The 19,883-nt window shown below is 67.0% G+C and carries 20 protein-coding genes and 1 pseudogene; 12 read left to right on the forward strand and 9 right to left on the reverse strand.

All coding sequences use genetic code 11. The features are described from left to right. Positions 1 to 38: 38 nt before the first annotated feature. From DIE08_RS28585 to DIE08_RS28595, 3 genes are all read right to left on the reverse strand, one after another. Complete coding sequence (locus tag DIE08_RS28585; protein WP_124904921.1) at positions 39 to 983, reverse strand: IclR family transcriptional regulator; 945 nt, start codon at positions 981 to 983, stop codon at positions 39 to 41. A gap of 375 nt (positions 984 to 1,358) precedes the next feature. Beyond that, positions 1,359 to 1,565 (reverse strand): hypothetical protein, encoded by a 207-nt coding sequence (locus DIE08_RS28590; RefSeq protein ID WP_059608475.1) that lies wholly within the window; start codon positions 1,563 to 1,565, stop codon positions 1,359 to 1,361. 316 nt (positions 1,566 to 1,881) lie between these two features. Next, complete coding sequence (locus DIE08_RS28595) at positions 1,882 to 2,487, reverse strand: alpha-ketoglutarate-dependent dioxygenase AlkB (protein WP_185633846.1); 606 nt, start codon at positions 2,485 to 2,487, stop codon at positions 1,882 to 1,884. Positions 2,488 to 2,740: 253 nt separating this feature from the next. On the opposite strand from DIE08_RS28595, the gene DIE08_RS28600 reads away from it, so the two are divergent. After that, entirely contained in the window at positions 2,741 to 3,328 is a 588-nt protein-coding gene (locus DIE08_RS28600; RefSeq protein WP_059608503.1) for a malonic semialdehyde reductase, read from the forward strand. Positions 3,329 to 3,335: 7 nt separating this feature from the next. Here DIE08_RS28600 and DIE08_RS28605 read toward each other — a convergent pair whose 3' ends face one another. Next, entirely contained in the window at positions 3,336 to 4,484 is a 1,149-nt protein-coding gene (locus DIE08_RS28605; protein ID WP_059608477.1) for a metallophosphoesterase, read from the reverse strand. 470 nt (positions 4,485 to 4,954) lie between these two features. Here DIE08_RS28605 and DIE08_RS28615 point away from each other — a divergent pair, with 470 nt between their 5' ends. The 5 genes from DIE08_RS28615 (at position 4,955) to DIE08_RS28640 (ending at position 10,905) form a co-directional block, all read left to right on the forward strand. Next, positions 4,955 to 5,248 carry a hypothetical protein gene (locus DIE08_RS28615; RefSeq protein WP_124904925.1) on the forward strand — a complete coding sequence of 98 codons (294 nt, stop codon included), beginning with the start codon at positions 4,955 to 4,957 and terminating at the stop codon, positions 5,246 to 5,248. Beyond that, entirely contained in the window at positions 5,245 to 6,294 is a 1,050-nt protein-coding gene (gene mdtN, locus DIE08_RS28620) for a multidrug transporter subunit MdtN (protein ID WP_124904927.1), read from the forward strand. The genes DIE08_RS28615 and mdtN overlap by 4 nt, the downstream gene beginning before the upstream one ends. Next, the gene (locus DIE08_RS28625) at positions 6,275 to 8,335 is read left to right on the forward strand and encodes an FUSC family protein (protein WP_124904929.1); all 2,061 of its coding nucleotides are present in this window, start codon (positions 6,275 to 6,277) and stop codon (positions 8,333 to 8,335) included. The genes mdtN and DIE08_RS28625 overlap by 20 nt, the downstream gene beginning before the upstream one ends. Then, entirely contained in the window at positions 8,322 to 9,866 is a 1,545-nt protein-coding gene (locus tag DIE08_RS28630) for a TolC family protein (protein WP_124628961.1), read from the forward strand. Before DIE08_RS28625 ends, DIE08_RS28630 begins: the two co-directional genes overlap by 14 nt. Before the next feature lie 331 nt (positions 9,867 to 10,197). Further along, positions 10,198 to 10,905 carry an MgtC/SapB family protein gene (locus DIE08_RS28640; RefSeq protein WP_124628959.1) on the forward strand — a complete coding sequence of 236 codons (708 nt, stop codon included), beginning with the start codon at positions 10,198 to 10,200 and terminating at the stop codon, positions 10,903 to 10,905. A 49-nt stretch (positions 10,906 to 10,954) separates the two neighbouring features. Here the strand turns inward: DIE08_RS28640 and DIE08_RS28645 are convergent, their stop codons facing one another. Beyond that, positions 10,955 to 11,674, reverse strand: coding sequence for an autoinducer binding domain-containing protein (locus DIE08_RS28645; RefSeq protein ID WP_059526503.1), 720 nt, complete (start codon positions 11,672 to 11,674; stop codon positions 10,955 to 10,957). A 73-nt stretch (positions 11,675 to 11,747) separates the two neighbouring features. Between DIE08_RS28645 and DIE08_RS28650 the strand changes: the two genes are divergently transcribed. From DIE08_RS28650 to DIE08_RS28660, 3 genes are all read left to right on the forward strand, one after another. Continuing rightward, the gene (locus tag DIE08_RS28650; protein WP_124904933.1) at positions 11,748 to 12,191 is read left to right on the forward strand and encodes a DUF4902 domain-containing protein; all 444 of its coding nucleotides are present in this window, start codon (positions 11,748 to 11,750) and stop codon (positions 12,189 to 12,191) included. A gap of 208 nt (positions 12,192 to 12,399) precedes the next feature. Next, positions 12,400 to 13,008, forward strand: coding sequence for an acyl-homoserine-lactone synthase (locus DIE08_RS28655; RefSeq protein ID WP_059608485.1), 609 nt, complete (start codon positions 12,400 to 12,402; stop codon positions 13,006 to 13,008). Positions 13,009 to 13,060: 52 nt separating this feature from the next. Next, positions 13,061 to 13,819 (forward strand): hypothetical protein, encoded by a 759-nt coding sequence (locus tag DIE08_RS28660; RefSeq protein WP_185715910.1) that lies wholly within the window; start codon positions 13,061 to 13,063, stop codon positions 13,817 to 13,819. 375 nt (positions 13,820 to 14,194) lie between these two features. Here DIE08_RS28660 and ribA read toward each other — a convergent pair whose 3' ends face one another. After that, positions 14,195 to 14,845, reverse strand: coding sequence for a GTP cyclohydrolase II (ribA, locus tag DIE08_RS28665; protein WP_059468449.1), 651 nt, complete (start codon positions 14,843 to 14,845; stop codon positions 14,195 to 14,197). 177 nt (positions 14,846 to 15,022) lie between these two features. Here ribA and DIE08_RS28670 point away from each other — a divergent pair, with 177 nt between their 5' ends. Next, the gene (locus DIE08_RS28670; RefSeq protein WP_059608487.1) at positions 15,023 to 15,484 is read left to right on the forward strand and encodes a CBS domain-containing protein; all 462 of its coding nucleotides are present in this window, start codon (positions 15,023 to 15,025) and stop codon (positions 15,482 to 15,484) included. A 153-nt stretch (positions 15,485 to 15,637) separates the two neighbouring features. On the opposite strand, the gene DIE08_RS28675 is transcribed toward DIE08_RS28670, so the two are convergent. Then, positions 15,638 to 15,967, reverse strand: a complete 330-nt coding sequence (locus DIE08_RS28675; RefSeq protein WP_059468447.1) for a DUF4148 domain-containing protein — start codon at positions 15,965 to 15,967, stop codon at positions 15,638 to 15,640. 513 nt (positions 15,968 to 16,480) lie between these two features. Between DIE08_RS28675 and DIE08_RS28680 the strand changes: the two genes are divergently transcribed. After that, a complete protein-coding gene (locus tag DIE08_RS28680) occupies positions 16,481 to 16,879 on the forward strand; it encodes a GreA/GreB family elongation factor (protein WP_059608488.1) in 399 nt (132 codons plus the stop codon). A 180-nt stretch (positions 16,880 to 17,059) separates the two neighbouring features. Here DIE08_RS28680 and DIE08_RS28685 read toward each other — a convergent pair whose 3' ends face one another. Further along, on the reverse strand, positions 17,060 to 18,178 hold the full coding sequence (locus tag DIE08_RS28685) for a porin (RefSeq protein WP_012366341.1): 1,119 nt from the start codon (positions 18,176 to 18,178) through the stop codon (positions 17,060 to 17,062). Between the two features lie 612 nt (positions 18,179 to 18,790). Between DIE08_RS28685 and DIE08_RS36340 the strand changes: the two are divergent. After that, positions 18,791 to 18,973 (forward strand): annotated as a pseudogene (locus DIE08_RS36340) (hypothetical protein); the annotation flags it as partial. Between the two features lie 73 nt (positions 18,974 to 19,046). On the opposite strand, the gene DIE08_RS28700 reads toward DIE08_RS36340, so the two are convergent. Then, positions 19,047 to 19,658: a cysteine hydrolase family protein gene (locus DIE08_RS28700; protein WP_059608489.1), complete on the reverse strand. Its 612-nt coding sequence runs from the start codon at positions 19,656 to 19,658 to the stop codon at positions 19,047 to 19,049. Positions 19,659 to 19,883: the final 225 nt, after the last annotated feature.

Raw genomic sequence — 19,883 nt, forward strand, 5'->3', positions numbered from 1 at the left:
GGATGGATAACGCCGCACGACGCGGCGCGTGCGACGGATCAGAACATCGCGACCCGGTGGCGCGCGTGCGCGAACGTCGGGTCGCTTTCGAGCGGCCGGTAGTTCAGGCGCTGCGACAGGTCGACCGCCGCACCGCAAACCGCTTCGACGAGCCGCTCCTTCTCGCCGGCCTCGCCGATCTCCGAGCGCGGCACCGTCGCGGTGATCGCCGCGACGATCGCGCCCGAATGGTCGCGCACGGGTGCGGTCACGGCCGAGATGCCGCTCTCGAACGCGGCCTCGCTGACCGCGTAGCCGAGCCGCGCGTAGTGACGCACGCGCTCGTAAAGTTCGTCGACGGTGCCCGGCGTGCGTTCGGTAAATTGTTCGAGCCGCTTTTCCGGATACAGCTGACGCAACGCGTCGCGCGTGAGGTCGCCCATCAGCACGTGCCCGTGCACGGTCGCGTGCGCCGGCAGCCGCGTGCCGACGTGTACTTTCACCGAACCGAACATCGACGTGTTGCTCTGTGCCTTCGCGACGAACACGACGTCGCGCTGGTCACGGATCAGCAGGTGCGTCGACAGGCCCGTCGCGTCGCGCAGCCGTTCGAGCACGGGTGTGCCGAGATCGGTCAGTTCCAGCGAATTCAGGTATTCGAAGCCGAGCCGCAGCACGCCGACGCTGAGCCGGAAATGGCGGTCGCCGTTCACGCGCTCGAGAAAACCGAGCGCCTCGAGCGTCTGCAGCAGGCGGAAGGTGGTCGTGCGCGGGATGCCGATGCGCTTCGACAGCTCGGGCGCGCCGAGCACGGGTTCGCGCGCCGAGAATTCGGCGAGGATCCGCAGCCCGCGTTCGAGGCCCGGCACCAGATACGACGACGCGCCGCCGGACGATTCGTCGTCGCTGGCGCCCTGCTTCGGCGCGTCGTGGTCGACGTCCTCGCCCGCAGTCGCACGCGGCGCGCTTGCCGGCTTCGCCGGCGGTTTCGATGCGCCGCTCATCGTTGGATTGACCCTCTGCACATGGACGGAGTGGAAGCGTTCAAGAAAGACCCGCAATGCTTGATTATGGATTTTCGACCGGATCGGATCAACACGATCCGGCTCATGCGGCCGGCGGCCCGATGCGCCCGACCGGACCGCGGGGCCTTCATATAGCCTGATGCGATCGGAAGGATAACAGCGATAGACAGGACTGCCCATCGGAACGTCGCCGGGTATGACGGCGGCCTGCCGGCAATGCTCGATATGCGTTCGGGTGCGTCGTGCGCGGCATCGGGCGGCATAGTCCCGACCGATGCACGAAAGGAAACGGATGGAAAAGCGGATGGAAATAAACGACCGCGCCGATCCGCGAACGGGATCGGCGCGACGGCGTCAGGCCGTCACGGCGGCGTCGTACTCGACGCGCGCGAGCTGACCGGCGGCATAGGCGTCGGCTTCGCCGCGGAAGCCGTCCGTGCTGAATGCAACGACTTTCACACCGACGCCAGATGCCCGCTTCACCGTCAGCGCCCATTGCCATCCGCCGTCTTGTTCGAAGACGTGCAGCGAGGGTTCGAGGGATGAGTCCAGTACGGTCACGGGTTGTGCTCCTGCCCTGCGCGCCGCATCGGCAACGCGTCGGACATGTCGAAAAGATGCGCCGGCTCGCGGCGCGTTTCAGCTATTCGACAGTCTAGTCAAGGAATGTTGCGACGCACCATCAGGGCTTACACCTGCCTATCAGAACCGGGCGGTCGATGAAATCCACCTGAAATCCTTATGGCACGGGCCTTACGGGCCTATTCCCTCCGCGCGCACACAACGTGTGCGGCAACGTGCCGCATGGACGACCGATGGGCTGGATCGGTTGAAAACGGGTCGCGACCCCGGGTGGCGAACCATCCGATCGGCGCGGCTACGGGCCCGCCTCCGCCGTCACCACCCGCCGGAACGTCAGGTTGACGCGCTCGCCCTGCACGGCCGGCGCCTTCGGCACTCGGTGCTGCCATTCGGCCTGCGTGCGGCCGCGCATCACCAGCAGGCTGCCGTGCGTCAGCCGGTACGCATGCACGACGCCGGTCACACGATGACGCAGGTCGAACACGCGCATCGCACCGAGGCTCACCGACGCGATCACCGGCGCGTCGCCGAGCTCCGGCTCGTTGTCCGCATGCCAGCCGAGACTGTCCTGCCCGTTGCGATAACGATTGAGCAGCACGCTGTTGAAACGCGCGCCGCAGGTCGCCTCGACCGCGTGCTTCAGGTCGAGCACGGCCGGCGTCCACGGCGCGGGCACGTTGCGGATTCCCGAATACACGTAGACGGCGTCGGGCTCGCCCTGCCACGCGGTGAGCCGCGGCAGCGGAATGCGTCCGCGTGGCGTACGGATCGTGTCCTGCCGCCACGCGACCTCGTCGATCAGCGCGGCCAGCACGCGATCGGCCTCGGCCGGCGCGAGCCAGTCCGGGTACCAGTCCACGTCGGGCGCGGGCGTGTCGGGGAAAAGATCGGGCGTCGACATGTCGGAATCAGGCAGGGGTGAACGATCCGGGCGAACCATGTCTGCATGGTAGCCAACGGCGACGCGCGCCGCCATGCGCTGTCATTCCGGCGCGTCACACGCCCGAGCGCTCGAATCGCCGATTGCGACGCCAGTGCGTTTTCGCGCGCCACGCTATCATCGCGCCGTGTCGCAGCGCGCCCTTATCCAGGGCGCCGCTTTCTTCCGCCATGCCGGCCGGCGCGACCCGGCCGCTTTCTTTCCGGATCCCATCATGACGACGCTCTCCGATGCCGCCCTCGATCAACTGTTCCGCACCGCGCGCACGCACAACGCGTGGCAGGACAAACCCGTCGACGACGCGCTGCTGCACCGGCTGATCGACCTGACGAAATTCGGCCCGACGTCGGCGAACTCGAGCCCGGCGCGCTTCGTGTTCGTCAAGTCGCCCGAGGCGAAGGCGCGCCTGAAGCCCGCGTTGTCCGAAGGCAATCTCGCGAAGACGATGGCCGCGCCCGTCACCGTGATCGTCGGCATGGACTTCGCGTTCTACGATCACTTGCCGCGCCTGTTTCCGCACGCCGACGCACGGAGCTGGTTCGCCGGCAACGCTGCGCTGATCGAGGCCACCGCATTCCGCAACGCGTCGCTGCAGGGCGCGTACCTGATCCTCGCCGCGCGCGCGCTCGGCCTCGATGCGGGCCCGATGTCGGGCTTCGACGGCGCGAAGGTCGATGCCGAATTCTTTGCGGGCACCGCGATCAAGAGCAATTTCCTCGTGAATCTCGGCTACGGCGACCCGGCCGGCCTGTTCCCGCGCAGCCCGCGCTTCGACTTCGACGATATCGCGCGCATCGAGTGACGCCTCGCTAACCGCCGCGCGTCAGCCGGATCAGCGCGATCTCGGACGGCACGCCGAAGCGGTTCGGCGGCCCCCAGTATCCGGTGCCGCGGCTCGTATAGAGCCACAGATCGCCGAAGCGGCTCAGCCCGCCGATCACCGGCTGCTGCATCCGTACGAACGGCGGCCACGGCAGGAACTGGCCGCCGTGCGTATGCCCCGACAACTGCACGGTAAAACCCGCGCGGCTCGCCGCTTCCGCGCTGCGCGGCTGGTGCGCGAGCAGGATCTTCGTGCCGACGTCGCGCGGCGCGCCCGCCAGCGCCTGCTCGGGGTCGCTGCGATGCGCGGGATCGAACCCGCCGGCGGTGAAGTCGGTCACGCCCGCGAGCACCGCGCGCGCGCCGTCGTGCTCGATCAGCACGTGCTCGTTCAGCAGCACCGTCAGCCCGATGCGCCGGAATTCGTCGATCCACTCGTGCGCACCCGCGTAATACTCGTGGTTGCCCGTCACGAGAAAGCTGCCGTGCCGCGACCGCATGCGGCCGAGCGGCGCCGTATGCTCGCGCAGGCGCTTGACCGAGCCGTCGACCACGTCGCCCGTCACGACGACGAGGTCGGCCTCGAGCGCATTGACCGCGCGCACGATCCGTTCGATATAGGGCCGCTTGATCGTCGGCCCGACGTGGATGTCGGACAGTTGCACGATCGTCAGCCCGTCGAGCGCGGCCGGCAGCCCATCGACCGGAATCGACACGCGCTTGACCGCCGCCGTGCGGCGCGCGCCGACGAACCCGATCGCGGTGACGAGCACCGCGGCCGCCAGGACGCCGAGCGCCGTATCGGCTGCAGCGCCGCTCCACGCGCCGTCGTGCCCGAGGTGCCGCCACGCGAACACGCCGAGCAGCACGAATTCGCGCAGGAACGTCAGCACGAGCAGCGACGAAAAGAAGCCCATCACGAGCGAGCCGGCCCAGCCGACCAGCGTCGCGGCCCAGCCTTCGTCGAAGCGGCGCGAGAACATGCCGACCGGAATCAGCACGACGAAGCTCGCCAGCACGAGCGCCGCGATCGTGCGCGCCGCCGGCGACGCGAATGCGTCGGGAATGATCCGCATCCCGACGTACAGATGGAACAACACCCCGATTGCAATGAACCGGACAAAGAAACTTCGCATGGAGCGCTCACCTTCGTTGCAATACGGCTTCCGCGAAATCCGTCACACGGGGCCGTGACGCCCCATGCCGCGCTTCGCGCCATACGTACGATGGTACACAGATCCCGGCTACGACGACCGGTCGCGACCACGGGTGAAGGCTCGCGTGGCTTCGGGCGATGATCGCGCCGTTTCCACGCCGATTCCGCCGCGTCGGCACGAGAAATGCAGCGCGCCCTCTTTAATCTGACGATCCTTTACAGTCCGTTAGCAACCCTACACGAGCGCACGCTGGCAGAATCGCGACGATCCGCACGCCGCTGCCGAAACGCGATTCCGGCCACGGGGCGTGCCGCACATGCGGGACGGACGGCTGGCGGTCCGCATCGTGCTGCTTTATTATCGGCTCCGTATCGCGGAATCGTCGTCGCGGCGGCGAACCGCATTGCGCCGCGCCCGGCATCCACCCCCATCGTCGAGCTCGCCACACCATGAGAAAAACAACGCCGCGCGCGCCCTTGCGCGTCGCCGCCGCCCTGGCGCCCGCCCTGCCGCTCGCGGGCTGCGCATCGCGCGGCGCACCGTCGTACGTGCTGTTCGGCGCGTATTTCCCGCTCTGGCTCGTCAGCGCCATCATCGGCATCGTCGGTGCGATCGTTGCGCACCGCATATTCGTCGCGACCGGCTGGGCCGCCACGGTCCCTTACCAGCTTGCCGTCTGCACCGCGATCGGGCTCGTGGTCGCCGTGATCGTCTGGCTCACCGGCACGGGGCCGTTCGCATGAAGGCCGCCGGAACCGCCCGCCCGTCCATCAAAGGCCGTGCGATCGCGCTCGCGATCGTCGCGCTCGGCATCGCGGCGCTCGCATACGCGTACCACCGCACGACGGCCTACCCGTCCACCGACGACGCGTCGATCGACGCGGACGTCGTGCATGTCGCATCGCCTGTCGGCGGGCGCATCGTGCGGCTCGCGGTGCATGAAAACCAGCGCGTCGCCAAAGGCGACCTGCTGTATGAAATCGATCCGGTGCCGTACCGGCTGACGGTTGCGCAGGCGCAGGCCGATCTCGAGCTCGCACGCGCATCGCTCGACACGCGCCGCCGGTCGCTGATCGGCGAGCGCTCGAACGCGGCGGTCGCCGCCGAGCAGGTCAAGCGCGCGACGCAGAACGCCGACCTCGCGACGCGCGACGTGAACCGGCTCGCACCGCTGGCCGCGCAGGGCTACGTCAGCGCGCAGCAGTTCGATCAGGCGAAGGTCCGCCAGCGCGACGCGGCCGTGTCGCTCGCGCAGGCGCAGGAGCAGCAGCGCGCGTCCGCGCAGACGATCGGCGACGACGCCGACGCGATCGCGACGCTGCATGCGCGCGAGGCCGCGCTGGCCCGTGCGCAGCACGCGCTCGACGACACGGTCGTGCGCGCCCCGCACGACGGGCTCGTGACGGGCCTGAGCGTGCTCGCCGGCGAAACCCTCGCACCGAACCAGTCGATCTTCACGCTGATCGACGCGAGCGAATGGTTCGCCGTCGGCAATTTCCGCGAGACGTCGCTGAACCGCATCGAGCTCGGCGACTGCGCGACCGTCTATTCGATGATCGACCGCAGCCGCCCGATGACGGGCAAGGTCGTCGGCATCGGCGCGGGCATCGCGGACAGTGCTCGCATCAACCTGCCGCGCTCGCTGCCGATCGTGCAGAACTCGGTGAACTGGGTGCACGTCGCGCAACGCTTCCCCGTGCGCGTGAAGCTCGACGAACCCGACGGCAACCTCGTGCGCGTCGGCGCCAGTGCGATCGTCGAGGTCCGGCATGGCTCAGCCTGCCGCTGAGGTCCGCTCGCCGGGCCCGCGCGAAGTCCTGCGACTGCTCGCGCCGTTTCCCGGGCGCACGGCGATGGCCGTGCGCGTCGCGCTGATCTGCGCGCTCGTCGTGCTCGTGACAAGCGGGTACGGCACGCCGGAGGCTGCGATCTCCGTATACGTCGTGTTCTTCCTGAACCGCGCGGACCGCGTGACGAGCGTCGTGCTCGCGGTCGCGATGCTGCTGCTCGTCACGGCCGTCATCGCGCTCGTGATGGGCGTCGCGATCTTCAGCATCGACTATTCGATCCTACGCGTCGCGTGCATGGCCGTGCTGTCGGTCGGCCTGCTCTACCTGACGTCGGCAAGCAAGCTGCGCCCAGTCGGCGCGATCCTCGCGATGATCGTCGGCTTCGGGCTCGACCAGCTCGGCCTGGCGCCGTTCGGCGAAGCCGCGACGCGCGCGCTGCTCTATGCGTGGCTGATGGTCGCGATCCCGGTCGGCGTCGCGATCGTCGTCAACCTGCTGATCGCACCGTCGCCGCGCAAGCTCGCGCAGGCGCAGCTCGCGAAACGGCTGCGGCTCGCCGCGCGGCGGCTGCGCGGCGATGACGATGACAACGCGCGCACCGCGTTCGACGCGAGCCTGCGCGAAGGCGACAAGCAGTTGCTCACGTGGCTCAAGCTGTCGAAGCTCGAAGGCTCGTCGGCGGCCGTCGACGTCGTCGCGCTGCGGCAGGCCATCGCATCGAGCACCGCGCTGCTCGTCGCGGTCGCACTCGCCGACCGCGAACCCGACGCAAGGCTGCCCGACACGTTTGTCGAGCCGATTGCAACGACGCTCGACGACATGGCCGCCATCCTCGAACGCGGCGGCTATCCGGTCGAGGTGACGCTCGCGCTGCCGGCAACCGATACGCTGCCGCCGCTCGCGCGCGTCGTCGCAACGGATCTGCACACGGCGATCACGCATTTCGCGGAACCGGCCACGAACGACGCATCGGCCGATACGGCCACCGCCGACACCCGCGCCGAGCCCGCCGCACCGCCTGCGCCGCCCGCCCCCGGCGGCGGCTTCTTCCTGCCCGATGCGCGCACCAATCCCGACCACGTCCGCTATGCGCTGAAAACGACGGTCGCTGCGATGTTCTGCTACCTGCTTTACTCCCAGCTCGACTGGTCGGGCATCCACACCTGCTTCATCACCTGCTACATGGTGTCGCTCGGCTCGACGGCCGAGACGGTCGAGAAGTTGACGCTGCGCATCGCCGGCTGCATCGTCGGCGCGCTGATCGGGACGGCCGCACTCGTGTTCGTCGTGCCGTCGCTGTCGTCGATCGGCGAGCTGATGGCGCTCGTGTTCGCCGGCGCGTGGCTTGCCGCGTGGGTCGCGTTCGGATCGCCGCGCATCGCTTACGCGGGCTTCCAGGTCGCCTTCGCGTTCTTCCTGTGCGTGATCCAGGGCGCGGGCCCCGGCTTCGACCTCACGCTCGCGCGCGATCGCACGATCGGCATCCTGCTCGGCAACGTGGTCGTGTATCTCGTGTTCACGCGCATCTGGCCGGTCAGCATCGGCAAGCAGATCGACACGGCGCTTACGGCGCTGCTCGACCAGTGGCGGCGCCTCGCGCAGATCGCGCAGCCGGCCGAGCGGCGCGCACTGGCCGCCGAAGCGTTCGCACGCCACGGCGCGATCGCGCAGGAGCTCGGCCTGATCCATTACGAACCGTCGTGGGTGCGGCCGGCCGCCACATGGCTCGCCGCGCGACGGCGCGCACTCGCGGAACTCGGCGCGCTCGAAGGCCCGCTGTTCCTGCTCGCTGAACGCGCTCCGGGCGACGCGGCGATCGGCGATCGGCTCGCACGCGTGGTCGACCTGCGTGACGGCGAAGCCGCGCCTCATGCGGCCTCCCCCGCGCCGCCGGCCCCACCGCCGGGCGCCGCCCCCGCTGCCCCCATCGACCCCGCACGCGACGCGCTGCTGAACCTGATCGACACGCGGCTCGCGCACATCGCCGACGCCGCCCGTCAAGCCACACCGAAGGAGCCTGTTCCCCATGCGCCTACCTGAACCGCCGGCCGCCTCGATCGCCGCCGCCGCCCTCGCGACCGCCGTCGCACTGGCCGGCTGCGCGACGTCGTCGATCGATCTGGCGCCGGAGGCGTCCGACCGCCCGTGGCAGCCGCAAACATCGGCCGCGGGCGACATCGTGCCGGCACCGCCGCTCACGACCGCGCAAGGCGCGCACGACTACACGCTGCCGGCCACGCCCGCGCTCGCGTCGGTATCGCCGCCTGCCACGCTCGATGCCGCCCATGCGTACACGCTGCCCGAGCTGATCGATCTCGCCGAGTCGGCGAACCCGCTGACGCGCATCGCATGGAACGACGCGCGCAACGCGGCGCTCGCGGTCGGCATCGCGAAGGCCGCGTACCTGCCGAACCTTTCGGCGACCGCGATGGGCGCGTACCAGACGAGCCACGGCTCGACGTCGACGCTCCTCGGCGACGCGTCGAGCAACACGACCGTGCACGGCACGATCTCGGCGCTGTCGCTGCAATGGCTGCTGTTCGATTTCGGCGGCCGCGCGGCGCGCGTCGAAGCGGCCGAGCAGGCGTCGATCGCGTCGAACGTCGCGTTCACGGCCGTGCACCAGCAGGTGATCCACGACGTGACCGTCGCGTATTACCGGTACGAAGCCGCCCGCTCGCGCGCGGTCAGCGCGCAGCAGGGCCTCGCGAACGCGGACGCGATCCTCGCGGCGTCCCGCGCGCGGCTCAAGCATGGCATCGGTACGGTCGTCGAGCTTGCGCAGGCCACGCAGAACCGTGCGCAGGCGAACCTCGCGCTCGTGCAGGCGAGCGGCGCGGAAAGCGACAGCTACCTCGCCCTCGTCTCCGCGCTCGGCATCTCGCCGCTGTCGAAGCCGACGATCGCCGCGCTGCCGAAACGGCCGCTGCCGCCCGCGCTCGGTTCGTCGGTCGACGCGATCGTGTCGGACGCGATCGCGCGCCGCCCCGACCTGCAGGGCGCGTTTGCGCTCGAACAGGCCAATCGCGCAAAGATCAAGGCCGCGGAAGCCGCGTTCATGCCGAAAGTCTTCCTGTCCGCTTCGACGTCGTATGCAAGCGGCGGCACGGCCATCACCGCACTGCCTGCGATCGGCGACCAGGCGCCGACCGTCAACCTGAACGGCAGCCGCTACGGCGGCGGCGTGTTCCTCGGCGTGACGATTCCGCTGTACGACGGCGGCCTGCGCTCGGCGGTGCTGATGCAGGCGCGCAACGACGCGCAAAGCGCGTCCGCGCGCCTCACGCGGACCAAGGAGGAAGCCGTGCGCCAGGTCGTCGCCGCGCAGAACGCGGTGCAGACGAGCCTCGCGTCGCACGACGCGGCCAAGGCGCTCGTCGATGCCGCCCAGACGAGCTACGACGCGGCGCTGACCGCGTACCGCAACGGTGTCGGCTCGGTCACCGATGCGACGATCGCGCAAAGCCAGCTGCTCGCGGCCCGCAACGCGGAAGTCGACAGCTACGCCGGCGCGCTGTCGGCCGCCGCCGCGCTCGCGCTCGCGACGGGGACGATCGGCGCGTCGCAGTAGCCGTCGCCGTGACGCACCGGCCGTTCGCGGCCGGCCACCAGACGGGTTGACGCCTGCTCAGGCGGCCCACTAGAATGCCGCCCATTCTTCCTTCAGGAACCATCGTGGACAGTTGCGGCACTCCGTTGCATGCGCCGCTTGCCGCCTGAACGCCTGTCCGACGCAGTTCTCCTGCCGCGGCTCGCGTTCCGCGAGCCCGCATGCCATCCGTTTCACACTGAATGACGCATTCGCGCGGTACAGTACCGCGCGATGACGGCCATCGTGCCGCGTTCGGCCTCGCGCCGCCGCGACGCGGGCCGGCATGCGCACTTGGCACGGCAGAACAAACATGACTCTCGATTTCGCACTCCGTCTTTTCACTGCGTTCGCCTGCGGCGTCGCGATCGGCCTCGAACGCCAGATGCGGCAACGCACGGCCGGCCTGCGCACGATCACGCTCGTCGCGAGCGGCGCCTGCCTGTTCGTCACGCTCGGCGTGCTGACCGGCAACGGCGTGGCCGGCGTCACACAGATCGCCGCGTACGTCGTGTCGGGCGTCGGCTTTCTCGGCGGCGGCGTGATCATGCGCGACAAGGGCTCGATCCAGGGCATCAACACGGCCGCGACGCTATGGTGCTCGGCCGCCGTCGGCGTACTGGCCGGCTCCGGGCACTTCGTGCCGGCACTGGCCGGCACGGGCGTCGTGCTGCTCACCAACACGGTGCTGCGCGGCGTCAGCCAGGCGATCAACGCAACCCCCGTGTCGAACGCCGACCTCGTGCGCGAATACCAGATCACGGTGATCTGCCTGGACGCCGACGAAGTGCACATCCGCACGCTGCTGTCGAATTCGATGTACGCGAAGCCGCTGTCGTTCCAGAGCCTGACGAGCGAAGACGTGCCCGACCAGCCGGACCGCCTGAAAGTGACGGCGACGCTGAAGCTGCACCCGAAGGATCAGCAGAAGCTCGAGCAGATCGCGAGCCGAATGAGCATGGAGAAGAGCATTTCCAGCGTGAGCTGGACCGCGAAGGAAGCGGAGCCGATGATGGAGTGAGCGGCGGCGGCGGCCGGCGCGGCACGATCGCCCCGCCGCCAGCGCCGGATCAGGGTGTATCGATGAGTCCGGCCGCGATCGCCTTGACGACCGCCTGGACCTTGTTGGTCGCGCCGAGCTTCTCGAGGATGTTGTTCACGTGGAAGTTGACCGTGCGCTCCGAGATGCAAAGGATCTGGCCGATCTCGCATGCGGTCTTGCCTTCGGCCGTCCAGCACAGCACCTCGCGCTCGCGCGCGGTCAGCGTGACGCTCGACTCGGGCGACAGCTTCGGCACCATGAAGCGGCTCATCAGCGAATGCGACAGGTTCGCGAGCCAGTTGGTCTGCAGCGTCAGCATGTTGATCTCGGCCGGCGTGAGCCGGTCCGCGTGACGCGCGATGCTCAACAGCCCGAACGCGCCGCGCGCCGCCCAGCTCGACTGCGCGACGCCCACCGACAGTCCGTAGTCGCGCGCGTCCTGCCACAACGGGCACGGATCGATCCGGTCGACGTCCGGCCAGACGATCATGTTGGTACTGAGCGCGCCGTCGCGAACCGTCGAGTCGATCTCGATGTAGTTCTGGGCCTGATAGTGCGCCATCCAGCCGTCCGGATAAGTATTGAAGATCGCGACCGCCGGCTTCGACACCGGCAGCGGCACGCGAATGCCGTAACAGCAATATTCGAAGCCGAGGCGTTTAGAATAAGCGGCGATCCGCTGGAAGAGCTGCTGCTCGTCTTCCGCGGCGCTGAATTGTTGGTAGGCATCCTGCCAGCGCAGTTCCATTCATTCTCCGACAACGTTACGCTGTCATACCTGTCAGGTGCCAGCGCCGGTTCGGGGCTGATACATTCCGCGCATGACTTCACCTTTGTTGCATCCGGTCCGCGGCCCGTCTCCGGACGGCTACGTGCGCCTGTCCGAAAGCGCACTGGCCGCGCTCGTGCTCGACCACGTCGCAAGCGGCCTCGATGCATCGCTGCTCGAGGAACTACGCGACAGCGCCATCGACGCGCGCCTGGCCGGCTACACCGAATGGCATCGCCCGGCCAGTGCCGGCGTCGCATACCTGACGATCGGCTGGGACTGGTATCTCGAGCGCGCGACGGGCGCGTTCGTGATCGCGGGCGGCGACGTGCGCAGCAACATCATGGCCGTCGACGCCACCGGCGCCGATCTCGGCATGTTCCGCACCGCCGCCGTGCTCGCCGCGCGGCTCGCACACGTCGACTGGCCGGCCGCGGTTGCATCGTCGCTGCTCGGTCGCAACGACGCCTATCATGCCGGTCCCACGCTCCAGTGACAACCGGCCGCGCTTTCCTCTGACATTTCCGTACGACTGGCGCTCTTTATAAGCAAAAGCCGCCCGCATTTCAATCCCGCCGATCAGGAAACCGATACCATCGGTCAAATGGTATCGGCCACCCTCACCCTGTAAGAGTTACTAGTTACCGCCCCCTCGGGACGCGCGCTGTAATGCGTGCATACCAAAGTACAGATCCGAGGACACCATGCGGACCTTCGTTCACGAGGAAGGGCGGTTGCCACACGAACTTGCAGCGGATCTCGGGCGCTATCGGCGCCGCGTGTTCGTCGAACAGCTCGGTTGGGCGCTCCCGTCGGCGAACGAAAGTTTCGAGCGCGACCAGTTCGATCGCGACGATACCGTCTACGTGTTCGCGAGAAACGCCGACGGCGACGTGTGTGGATGTGCGCGCCTGTTGCCCACCACGCGCCCGTATCTGCTGAAGTCGCTGTTCGCCGACCTGATCGCCGACGACGTCGCGCTGCCGGAATCGGCAGCCGTCTGGGAGCTGTCGCGGTTCGCGGCAACCGGCGACGAAGGCGCTCCGGGCAATGCCGAGTGGGCCGTCCGCCCGATGCTCGCCGCGGTCGTCGAATGCGCGGCGCAACTGGGCGCGCGGCAGCTGATCGGCGTGACGTTCGCGAGCATGGAGAGGCTGTTCCGCCGGATCGGCGTGCACGCGCACCGGGCAGGCCCCCCGAAACCGGTGGACGGCCGTCTGGTTGTCGCGTGCTGGATCGACATCGATCCGCAAACGTTTGCCGCACTTGGAATTGAGCCGGGACGGGCTGCCCGGCAGGCCATCGCCGCCTGAGCCGGAACGCGCGTAGTCCGGCCGGGCGGAACCGTAACGAAGGAGAACCACCGTGGACCAGTCTCAGGTCTTTCGCGCGATGATGCCCGGGTTGACGGGTACCGGCGGCGCCCGCATCGCAGTCACCTACCCGTCGTTTCCGCGGCCGCTGCCGCTCGTCCGGCTCGATCGCAACGGGCTCGTGTTCCGGGCGGCCGGCGCGGCACCGCTCGTGTGCGGGTTGCCGCGCGCGGCGACGCTACTGGTTGCGGACGAGCCGCTCTGCTCGCTGCGCCTCGTGATCCGCGACGTCGCCGCTATCGGCGACGGCCAGCACGACCTGACGATGCAGCCGTCCGGGGCCACCGGCGACGAACTACTGTGGCACGCGCTGCGCGACCGCGAACCGTACCGGCAGATCGGGCAGCCGCTTGCGCCCGTCGACGCAGCCATGGCGCCGAACGGCGAGCCGCAGGCCGCCGGCGCCACGCGGCGTCCGTCGCGCAGTGCGGCGTTCCGTCTGCGCTGCCGCAGCGATGCGCTGTTCTTCGCCGACTGGCTCGAATATCACTTCGACGAGCTGCGCGCGCTGTCGCAACGGCACGGGCCGCAATTGCAGCTCAATCAGTTGCAGCGGCAAGTCACCGACGACGAGGTGGGCGTGCGCTTCGTCTACGACATCGATGGACACGCGACGCGGCACGCGCTGACCGACTGCGCGCGCGAGGCCTGTGCGTGGATCGAGATGGAAATGCGCGACAAGTACGCGGTGCCGGTTGCGCAGGAGCGGTTCGGCGCGTTTGCGGCGCATGCATGGGCGGCCGGAATGTGAGAGCGGCAACGGCTTCGCGGACACAGCCAGGAAAACTCACCAACGCTGCGTTGCACAATTACAACTAGGGCTTGCCAGCCCTCGGGTTTTCCCTTAAAGTTACATCCGTCTCCTCCATGTCTCCAAACATGGATTCAGCCCGCTCCAGTAGCGGGCTTTTTCTTGCCTGCCATAATTTATCGGGGACATATCATCTCCGCTATCCGCCCATGGTCCGCACACCTGGCCGGCCCCGGACAGCAGTATTGGGATACATCCGTACAGACGCTCGAGGAAGCAGACGGCTACCGGATAGTTGGCGCGCAGGCAGCTTGCTCGCGGTGTGGCATCGAAATCCAGATGAGACAAGGGGCTCCGAAGAGCCCCTTGTTTTCGTTACTCGTTCTCTTCGAAGTAATGCCCGAACTTCGCCTGCTTGGTCCGGATGTAACGCTCGTTTTCCTCGCGTACGGGTACCGCGAGCGCCACGCGTTCGCAGACGGGAATGCCGTGCTTCACGAGCGTGTCGAACTTCTTCGGGTTGTTGCTCATCAGTCGCACCGACGTCACACCGAGGATCCGGAGGATCGCTGCGGCCGAGTCGTATTCGCGGGCGTCGTCGGGCAAGCCGAGATCGAGATTCGCCTCGACGGTGTCGCGCCCCTGCTCCTGCAACGCGTATGCACGGATCTTGTTGCTCAGGCCGATGCCGCGCCCTTCGTGGCCACGCAGATACAGCAGCACGCCGCGGTCTTCCGCCGCGATGTAACGCAGCGCGAGATCGAGTTGCTCGCCGCAATCGCAGCGGTAGGAGCCGAACACGTCGCCGGTCAGGCATTCGGAATGCAGCCGCGTCAGCACGGACTGCTCGCCGGTGACGTCACCCATCACGAGCGCGAGATGTTCGGCATCGCTGCCCGATACGCGGAATGCGTACGACGTGAACGTACCGTAGCGCGTGGGCAGCGACGCGGTGGCGACGAGTGTCACGCACTCGTCGGCCTGGCCATTGCCCTGCGTGGGCGATTGGGGACGCGAAGACATCATGAATTCAATCGAAACGATCAGGAATGTAGGAGTTGTGTGGATAGTGCGTGCCCGGAGTTTACCGCTAATCTGGAAACGTCACGCGACTGCCGTAGCAGGCCCGGCTATACTGGGCCCATCGGGTGCCGCGCATCACGCCCTGCCTTCCCTGCATCGTCCCGCACACGGAGAAAGCAAATGAGCACGACTGTCGCGCAAATTCTCAAAGCCAAGCCGGATTCCGGCCGCACGATCTACACCGTCACGAAAGCCGATTTCGTCTATGACGCCGTCAAGCTGATGGCGGAAAAGGGAATCGGCGCATTGCTGGTCATGGAGGGCGACGACATCGCAGGCATCGTCACCGAGCGCGACTACGCGCGCAAGATCGTGCTGCAGGACCGTTCGTCGAAGGCCACCCGCGTCGAGGAAATCATGACGGCCAAGGTGCGCTACGTCGAACCTTCGCAATCCACCGACGAGTGCATGGCGCTGATGACCGAACACCGGATGCGCCACCTGCCCGTCCTCCAGGACGGCAAGCTCATCGGCCTGATCTCGATCGGCGACCTCGTGAAGAGTGTGATTGCCGATCAGCAATTCACGATCAGCCAGCTCGAACACTATATCCACGGCACCCCGGCGGTCACGTCCGTCTGACCCATCCCAGCAAAAAAGGCCCAAACGCGCGAGCGTCTGGGCGGAAAAGCCGCCGGAATGCGGCGACGGAGGTTCTGCTCTGCTGACGCAGACGCGCGCGAGTAGCGCGCGTCCCGTCGGTCACATGCTGTGCTCGGGCAGACCCGGGGATGTTCAGTTGCCGAAGTAGACGGAGTTCACGGGATTCGGGGCTTCACGCGTCATGCGGCGGCCCGACTGGCCTGCGCCCGTCGCCACCGCACCATAGCCGCTCGTGTCGGCTTGGGCGAGCATCGGCTGGTTCGGCTGGATGCGTTGTTCAGCGGCCTGGATGTTCTGCGGATATTGCGCATCGCTCGCGAGCGGCTTGTAGCCGTTCTGTTCGAGTTGCACGAGTTCGGCCCGGACCTGGTCGCGGGTCAAGCCCTGCTCGGACTGCGCGAACGATGCGATCGGGGCGGCAAGCACGGATGCAGCGATCGCTGCGTAGATGATCGACTTCATGGTGGACCTCCGAAATATGTTCTCTTTTGGCGTCGCTTCCGGCGGGACTGTCTGAAGCGATGACTCAAGTGTAGTGCTCGCAATACCAAGGGGAAACCCTTGGTTTGAACATAGAGCGTTGCATTTACGGAAAAAATCGACCGGTGTCACCGCGCGAGATCGTCATTACTTAAATCATTTCCACAACAATGCCTGACGAAAGGCCGACAGCCTAATCACCGATCCGGAAGGTTGTGTTGTAGAATCGTAAGGTTTTATTCGCCCGCCGATACCCTATTCACCATGCACGCGCCCACGCCTCTCTCGGTTTCGCTGTCCGGCCCGGCCGGCGTGCGTGCGCGCGCCGGCCATCCGGCGCACCCCTGCCTTCGACGCACGGCCCAGGCACCGCTCGCCCCTGCCCGGCGCCTGATCTGACAGCACGGCCTCCTCCCGGAGCCAGGTCAGACAGGCTCCGGGCGATCCCCATAGGCACGCCATGCCTGCCCCTTGCCGATCATTTGGAGAACTGCCATGAAACAACGCCTTTACCAGTTGACCGAACTCGACGTCGCCCGTCTCGAGAAGCACGCCGAACACAACCCGCGCTTCCAGACGATGCTCGACACGCTGCTCGAGCGCGCGGACATCGTACAGCCCGACGCCATCAAGGCGAACGTCGTCACGATGAACTCGCAGATCACGCTGCTCGACGAAGCGTCCCAGGAACAGGCCACCTGGACGATTGTTTATCCGGATGCCGCCAATCTCGAACTCGGACGCCTGAACGTGTTCTCGCCGGTCGGCATGGCGCTGCTGGGCACGCAACGCGGTCAGTTGGTGAAGGTGTTGCAGCCGAGCGGCGTCGAAAAGCTGATGAAGGTCGCGGCGATCGTGTTCCAGCCGGAAGCCAACGGCGAATACACGCGGTGACGCCGCTGCGGGCCGGCAGCGTACCTCCGGCCATATCAAACAAAAAGCGAGGCTCTGAGCCTCGTTTTTTTGCGTCCGGACGAGACGCACCGTCGTCGCGACTCGTATTCGACAGGCGAAAAAAAGGCGCCCGAAGGCGCCTTTTCGATACTGCGAAGCGGGTTACCCCGCTTGTCACGCTTAGAAGCGGTGACGCAGACCAACCGTTGCTGCGGTTTGGTTGATCGACGAGCTCGGCAGGTTGTTGCTGAAGCTGTCGCCGTTGTAGATCGACGCGCCGATGCCGTTCTTCGCTGCACGCTGGTACACAGCTTGTGCGTAGACGTCCGTGCGCTTCGACAGCGAGTAGTCAGCTTGCAGGCCGAACTGGTTCCAGTGCGTGCTGCCGTTGTTGATCTTCGCGTTCGTGTACGTGTAAGCAGCGCCCAGGCCGAGAGCCGGCGTCAGGTTGTACTTCGCGTTGACTTCGTAGTTGTCCGTGCGCAGCGTGCCCAGACCAACTGCGTTGTTGTCGAGACGTGCTTGCGTCCATGCAGCGCCGACTTGTGCCGGGCCGAATGCGTAACCGGCAGCAGCACCGTACGTGCGGACGCGGCCTTGGCTAGCGATGCCACCGATTGCCGACGACGTCGCGCCGTTTGCGTTCGTACCGTCACCCAGGTTCGCTTGCGAGTATGCACCCGCCAGCTTCAGGCCTTGGAATTGGTATGCAACGCCTGCGCTGTACGCACGGTTGTTACCAAAGTTCGTGTTGTTCGAGAACGAGTACGTGCCGCCGAATTGCAGGCCAGCGTAGTTCGCGCTCGTGAACTTGATGGTGTTGTTCGCTGCGACGTCACCGGTCGTGCTCAGACGGTCGAGGTTCAGCGGGTGCGCGAAGTACGTGCCGCCCCACGAGCCCGTTGCCGTCAGCGGCGCCAGGTAGTCTTGCGTTGCGTCATACTGCTTACCCAGCGTGACCGTGCCGTACTGGCTCGACAGACCGACAAATGCTTGACGGTTGAACATGCCGCCGTTGTTGCCCAGCTTGCCGTTACCGATGCCGAAGCCGCTTTCCAACGTGAAGATTGCCTTCAGGCCGCCACCCAGGTCTTCCGAGCCACGCAGGCCGAAACGGCTCTGGTCAATGCCCGAACCCATCGCCCAACGCGACTTGCCAGCTTGGCCGAGTGCCGGCTGGACGTTGCTCGTGTAGGTGATGCCTGCGTCCAGCACGCCGTACAGCGTGACGCTGCTTTGCGCGTGAGCGACGGTAGCGAACGATGCTGCAGCTGCTGCAACGATCAGAGTCTTGTTCATTCGTGGAGCTCCCTTCTAAAAAGAGGCAGGTCTCGCGACCTTGTTCATAAACGGTCTGCAACCGCCCGGAAACGCCATCGGTCCTTCTGGCCGCGCCCGGATAGTTGCCCGTTTGGGAACCGTGAGTTTAGGGGTGTACCCTAGGGGCGCGATCCGCAAATAAAGAAATAAGCTTTTCCAGAACTAGAAATAATGAAAGTGGGGGAGCGTTATAAGTATTTGTTTTAACGTCTTTTTTTGACTGATTGACGGATGCTTTTTGGAGGCTTTCATCCCACCATTCTTTCGTGTCATCGTCTTGACGGTTGCATAGAAACAACAAACGGAATCGATGGAACCACGCAAAAACGGTAATTTTTACCCAGATCAGTCTCAAATCTTGGGCCTGCTCGCCTAAAACGCTGCGACCGAACTGTAAACACATGCCCGTGTGGCCGTGGCCGACCCTATTGGGCCGTCAGCGTCTGAAGCGTGGGACCGGCGGCCGGCGCCCCGGCTGCCCGCAAGCCGTCGTGACATGCGGTAACAGCCTTGATGACCCGCGTAACCCGGCCGCAGGACCAGCAGGCTAACGTAAGGCGCCCCGATTACATATTAGATAGAGGACTCGCCATGAATCGGCGTTCGCTGTTGCGCGCCATCGGACTGACCGCCGCCGTCGCCGCCACCGCCGGTTGGCTGCGCCCCGCCTCGGCCCAACCCGCACCGCCTAGGTATAGGCCTCCCGGCCCGCCTCCGGGCCCCGGCAGGCCGCCTCATCTCGATCGCCCGGGCTTCGCCGCCATGCCGCCTCGCGCCGCCTGACCGCGCCAGGGCCGTCGTCCGCCTGCGCGCCGCCGCACACGGCTCGAGCCCGGCCGCACGCGCATCAGGCGACGTCGAGCGCCAGCACCTGTCCGGTCGTCAACACGTCGCCGAACGTGTCCGACAGCGCGGCCAGCGTGGCGCGATGGAGATCGCGGTGCGGCACCGTGCCGCCGTCCGCGACATCGAGATCGCGCGTCGCGCACGCGTCGTCGACGACGATCACCGCGTAGCCGAGCGGCACGGCATCGCGGGCCGCGCCGGCGACGCACGCATGCGTCATCAGCCCGGTGACGATCAGCGTGTCGATGCCGGCCGCCTTCAGGCGCGCGTCGAGGTCCGTCGTCGGGAACACGCTCACCGACGTCTTCTTCACGACCGCGTGATGCGGCGCCGGCAGCAGGTCCGCATGAAAGCGGAAGCCGTCGCTGCCGTCGGCGAAGAGCGGGCCGCCGGCAGCGCCGACGTGCTGGATGTGGAATACCGGGATGCCGGCGCGATCGGCGAACGCGATCACGCGTCGCGCATTGCCCAGCGCGCGCGGTCCTTCCGGAATCGGCAGGCGGCCGCTGAAATATTCGTTCTGGAAATCGATCACCAGCAGCGCGGTGCGGGCGGCGTCGATCGACCTCGGCGCGCTCGCGCCGGCCAGGGTACGGATGGTCGGATGTTGCATGGGTCGCTCTCTACTCAAGGTTGGCACACCGAACGGAACGGCGGCCCGGCACAGCCGCGCCGCCGCACGCGGTCAAGGCAGGTTGCAGTCGTGAACCGGCTGCCGTGACCGCGAGGCGCCAGTGTCGGGCCGTGCGCCCCTGCGCGACAGCGGACCGCGGGACAACGTCCGACAGGATCGGGCCAACCTGCGCGCAACCGTCCACGACAGCGCGGCTGCCTGCCA

Source organism: Burkholderia sp. Bp9004 (assembly GCF_003858025.1).
In the GTDB taxonomy this organism is placed as follows: domain Bacteria; phylum Pseudomonadota; class Gammaproteobacteria; order Burkholderiales; family Burkholderiaceae; genus Burkholderia; species Burkholderia diffusa.